Origin of the sequence: Natronospira sp. (assembly GCF_007134575.1) — a bacterium.
In the GTDB taxonomy this organism is placed as follows: Bacteria; Pseudomonadota; Gammaproteobacteria; order Natronospirales; family Natronospiraceae; genus Natronospira; species Natronospira elongata.
This window is the reverse complement of record NZ_SLKM01000276.1, coordinates 1-4508: the sequence shown is the minus strand read 5'-3', so window position 1 is coordinate 4508 and position 4508 is coordinate 1. Positions and strand designations below refer to the sequence as shown.

Sequence of the window (4508 nt, the reverse complement as noted above, 5' to 3'; positions counted from 1 at the left end):
TCACACCATGGCCGAGGCCCTGATGCAGTACGAGACCATTGATGCCGGCCAGATTGATCAAATCATGGCTGGCCGTGAGCCGGGCCCGCCGGCCGGCTGGAGCGATCCTTCCGGCGATGGCGGTGACGGTGGTCAGCAAGCCGGTGACCAGGAGTCCTCCCGGGATGGCGATGATCCCGAAGGGGAGCCCGCCAGCCAGCACTGAAGCCGGCGCGCTGAGCGGGATTTGATGTGATGCAGCGGGAGTGGCGCAAGCCACTCCCGCTTTCTATTGCCTGAGGTCACCCGCGACCGGGGCTGGTATCATTGGCGGTTTATCGGAACGGGAGAGAGTCGGATGATGCTGCAGTGTGGAAAGGGTCGCCTGGACCTGAGCCGCCCGCACATCATGGGCATACTCAATGTCACCCCGGACTCCTTTTCGGATGGTGGCCGCTTCATTGAGCCGTCCAGGGCACTGGATCATGCCCGGCAGATGATGGCCGAGGGCGCGGATATCATTGATATCGGCGGAGAATCCACCCGTCCGGGGGCGGAGGCCGTTTCCGAAGAGGATGAGCTGGCTCGTGTGCTGCCGATCCTGGAAATCCTCAAATCGGAGACCGATGTCCCGGTGTCGGTGGATACCAGCAAGCCCGGGGTGATGCGTCGGGTGATCGCGGCGGGCGCGGATATCATCAACGATGTCAGGGGCTTCCAGGACCCGCAAGCTGTCGAAGCGGTGGCGGATAGTCAGGTCGGGCTTTGCATCATGCATATGCTCGGCGAACCGCGCACCATGCAGTCCGATCCTCGCTACCGGGAGGTGGTCCGAGAAATCCGCGGCTTCCTGATGGACCAGGCGGCGGTGCTGATGGACGCCGGCGTGGATCGACACCGAATCATGATTGATCCGGGATTCGGCTTCGGCAAGACACTGGAGCACAATCTGACCCTGCTGCGTGAATTGGGGGCTTTTTCCGCCAGTGCTTTTCCCGTCCTGGTGGGCATGTCACGTAAGTCCATGATCGGCAAGGTCATCGATCGGCCGGTGGAGGAGAGGGTGCATGGCAGTGTGGCCGTGGCCAGCCTGGCCGCCTGGTTGGGCGCGTCGGTGGTGCGGGTTCATGATGTGGCCGCCACCCGTGACGCACTGGCCATGATTCAGGCCGTGAAAGCGACCGCCCCGGCCTGAAACCTTCGCCCTGAATCAGAGGTGTTGCATGGAACGACGCTATTTCGGAACTGACGGTATTCGAGGCCCGGTGGGTCCACGGCCCATGTCGGCTGACCTGGTCCTCAAGCTGGGTTGGGCCGCCGGACGTGTGCTCGGGGGCGGTCATGGCGGGCGGGTGCTGATCGGCCGTGATACCCGGGTCTCCGGCGACATGCTGGAGTCCGCCCTGGAGGCCGGGCTGGTCAGTGCCGGCGTTTCAGTAAGCCTGCTGGGCGTTCTGCCCACGCCGGGCATTGCCTATCTCACTCGCGCCCTGGGTGCGCGGGCCGGCATTGTCATCAGTGCCTCCCATAATCCTTTCGAGGACAATGGGATCAAGTTCTTCGGCCCCGATGGGCGAAAGCTGGATGACCAGACCGAGTTGGCCATGGAGTCGGCCCTCGATGAGGCCTTCTCGACCGTGCCGGCGGCGCGGCTGGGCATGGCCCAGCGTGTGGAAGACGCCGGCGGCCGCTATGTGGAGTTCTGCAAGAACGCCGCGCCCACCGGGCTCCGCCTGGATGGGCTTCGAATCGTTCTCGACTGTGCCAATGGGGCCGCCTGGCGGGTGGGGCCGTCAGTGCTGCGGGAATTGGGCGCCGAGGTCATTGCCCTGGGTGATGAGCCCGATGGTTACAACATCAATAGTGGTTGTGGCTCCACCGAGCCGGCCGCCATGCAGGCTGCCGTTCGGGATCACGGTGCGCATCTGGGTATTGCCCTGGACGGCGATGCCGACCGGGTGATCATGGCGGATGAGACCGGCACGATTCGTGATGGCGACGAGCTGCTTTACATCATTGCCCGCAGCCGCCAGGCGGCCGGGCAGTTGCGCGGCCCGGTGGTAGGGACGGTAATGACCAATCTCGGGGTGGAGCATGCCCTGGGGGCCCTGGGGATTGATTTTCGCCGGGCCCGGGTCGGCGACCGCTACGTGTTGGGCCAGATGGACAAGCATGGCGGCCTGATTGGTGGAGAGTCCTCCGGCCACATCATCTGTCTGGATCGAACCACCACCGGGGATGGGTTGGTTTCCGCCCTCCAGGTGCTGGCGGAGATGGTCCGCTCGGAGCAGTCCCTGGCCAGCCTGTGTCAGGGGGTCGAGAAGTACCCGCAGCGGCTTGTGAACGTGCGAGTGGAACACAAGGGCAGCGCGCTTGAGAGTCGTGAACTGGCGGATGCGCGCAAGGCTGCGGAGCAGGCCCTGGGGGATTCCGGCCGGATTCTCATTCGCGCCTCCGGGACCGAGCCCCTGATCCGGGTCATGGTGGAGGGGCAGGACGTGGAAATGGTTGCCCGTCTGGCCGATGAGCTGGCGGAGGCGGTCGCCGCCGGCTCCGGGGAAGCCTCGGCTTCGGCCTGAAACAGCGGAGCAGAAGGCGGCCTGGATTGATTTGTCGCCCTTGAACAGGTAAAGTCTCGCGCCGCCGGCCGCCCGCTTTTGCGGTGATGAGGCCGGCCACGCCAGGCCGGGTGTTTAACCCGGTATTTTTCTTTCGGCCCAGGGCTTTCGCCGCTCTTGAGTACGCGGGTCAGGGCCGTGGCAGCAGAGCAGAATCGGGAGGCAGCATGCGACAGCCATTTGTCGCTGGCAACTGGAAGATGAACGGCAGCCGGGACGACGCCGGTCGCTTGTTGGAGGATCTGGTGCAGGGCCTGACCCCGGCAGCCCGGGAAGTGGTGGTATGCCCGCCTTATGTCTATCTGGCAGATGCCGCGCGCATTCTCAAGGGCTCCGAGATTGCCTTGGGTGCCCAGAATGTTTCCGAAGAGGAGTCCGGCGCATTTACCGGTGAAGTTGCCGCATCCATGCTGCAGGATTTCGACTGCCGCTATGTCATTGTCGGGCATTCTGAGCGCCGTGGTCTGTTTGGCGAGAGCAACGAGATCGTCGCGCGCAAGTTCATGGCCGCCGCTCGCCAGGGTCTTCGTCCCATCCTCTGTGTGGGAGAGACGCTCGAGCAGCGGGAACAGGATGTTACCGAGCAGGTCATTCGCGAGCAGCTGGACGCTGTGCTGGAGGCGGCCGGTGTGCATGCCTTCGTCGAGGCGGTTGTGGCCTATGAGCCGGTGTGGGCCATCGGGACCGGGCAGACAGCCTCCCCGGAGCAGGCCCAGGCGGTTCATGCCATGATTCGTGCCCGAGTGGCCGAAGCGGATGATACAATTGCGGGCAAGTTGCGAATCGTCTACGGCGGCAGTGTCAAGGCCAGTAACGCCGACGAGTTGTTCGCCATGCCTGATATCGATGGGGGTCTGATCGGTGGAGCCTCTCTGGACGCCGACAGTTTCTTGAGTATTTGTGAGTCAGCCATTCCGGCTGACGGGAAATGATCTGGAATTCGACATGCTTATCAGCGCTTTGCTAGTGCTTCATGTGATCGTGGCCATCGTCATCATCGTGGCCGTTCTTCTTCAGCAAGGGCAGGGTGCCAATGCGGGTGCCGCCTTTGGTGCCGGTTCTTCGGGTACCGTGTTTGGTGCTCGTGGCGCGGCCAGCTTTCTCAGTCGTCTGACGGCGGTGTTGGCGGCGGTGTTCATGCTTAACAGCACGGCGCTGGCCTGGATTGCTGCCCGTGATGTGGGTGAGCCTGGTTCCCTGCTTGAGCGGATCGAGCCGGTACCGCAGTTGCAGGAAGAGCTTGTTCCCGAAGATGAGGAAGACGAGAACGGGCGCGATGAAGACGAGCTGGATCTGCCGCCCCCGGATAGTCACTGAAAGGCTGTATCAGGGGTGCCTGAATCGGTCCGAACATGCTAGAATTCGGGCCTTCGTTGAGACCCTGTCTCAGTGAGCCAGCAAGAGTAAATGCCGAAGTGGTGGAATTGGTAGACACGCTGTCTTGAGGGGGCAGTGGCCTAACGGCCGTGCCGGTTCGAGTCCGGCCTTCGGCACCATTTCCAGGAAGCCGCCCGAACTCCGGGCGGTTTCTGCAAGAGCCAAGGGAAGATCCTGAAGGGATGCCCCAATGGATCGACCCGCGGCGCCAGTTCAGGGCCATCAGCCGAACCCGGATCCACCCGGGTTCCTGTGCTGGTTGACCTGGGTCAAGGTTACCCGGGGCTGAAGCAGGTAGTTTTTGCTGCCTTCAGCTATAAGCCCCTTCATCTGACTCTGGGACGCGGGAACATGCTGGAAAATTACATCCCCATCCTTATCTTTCTGGGAATCTCCACGGGGCTTGGTGTGGTGCTGCTGCTGGTGGGGGTCATCCTCGGCCCGCAGAATCCCGACGCCGAGAAAAACTCTCCCTATGAGTGTGGCTTCGAGGCCTTCGAAGACACCCGCATGAAATTTGATGTCCGCTATTAC

The 4508-nt window shown here is 62.8% G+C and carries 5 protein-coding genes, 1 tRNA gene and 1 pseudogene; all 7 read left to right on the top strand.

Annotated elements, in window-relative coordinates; genetic code table 11:
• A pseudogene (locus ACJWXQ_RS11150) lies at positions 1-205 on the top strand (ATP-dependent metalloprotease); the annotation flags it as partial.
• A gap of 132 nt (positions 206-337) precedes the next feature.
• Complete coding sequence (gene folP / locus ACJWXQ_RS11145) at positions 338-1174, top strand: dihydropteroate synthase (RefSeq protein ID WP_346051626.1); 837 nt, start codon at positions 338-340, stop codon at positions 1172-1174.
• Between the two features lie 28 nt (positions 1175-1202).
• Positions 1203-2558 (top strand): phosphoglucosamine mutase, encoded by a 1356-nt coding sequence (gene glmM, locus ACJWXQ_RS11140; RefSeq protein ID WP_346051624.1) that lies wholly within the window; start codon positions 1203-1205, stop codon positions 2556-2558.
• Between the two features lie 206 nt (positions 2559-2764).
• A complete protein-coding gene (gene tpiA / locus ACJWXQ_RS11135) occupies positions 2765-3529 on the top strand; it encodes a triose-phosphate isomerase (protein ID WP_406672823.1) in 765 nt (254 codons plus the stop codon).
• Positions 3530-3542: 13 nt separating this feature from the next.
• Positions 3543-3914, top strand: a complete 372-nt coding sequence (secG, locus tag ACJWXQ_RS11130) for a preprotein translocase subunit SecG (protein ID WP_406672822.1) — start codon at positions 3543-3545, stop codon at positions 3912-3914.
• Between the two features lie 92 nt (positions 3915-4006).
• Positions 4007-4093 (top strand) — tRNA-Leu (locus ACJWXQ_RS11125).
• A gap of 232 nt (positions 4094-4325) precedes the next feature.
• Positions 4326-4508 (top strand): NADH-quinone oxidoreductase subunit A (gene ndhC, locus ACJWXQ_RS11120; protein WP_406672821.1); only part of this gene is annotated, 183 nt, incomplete at its 3' end.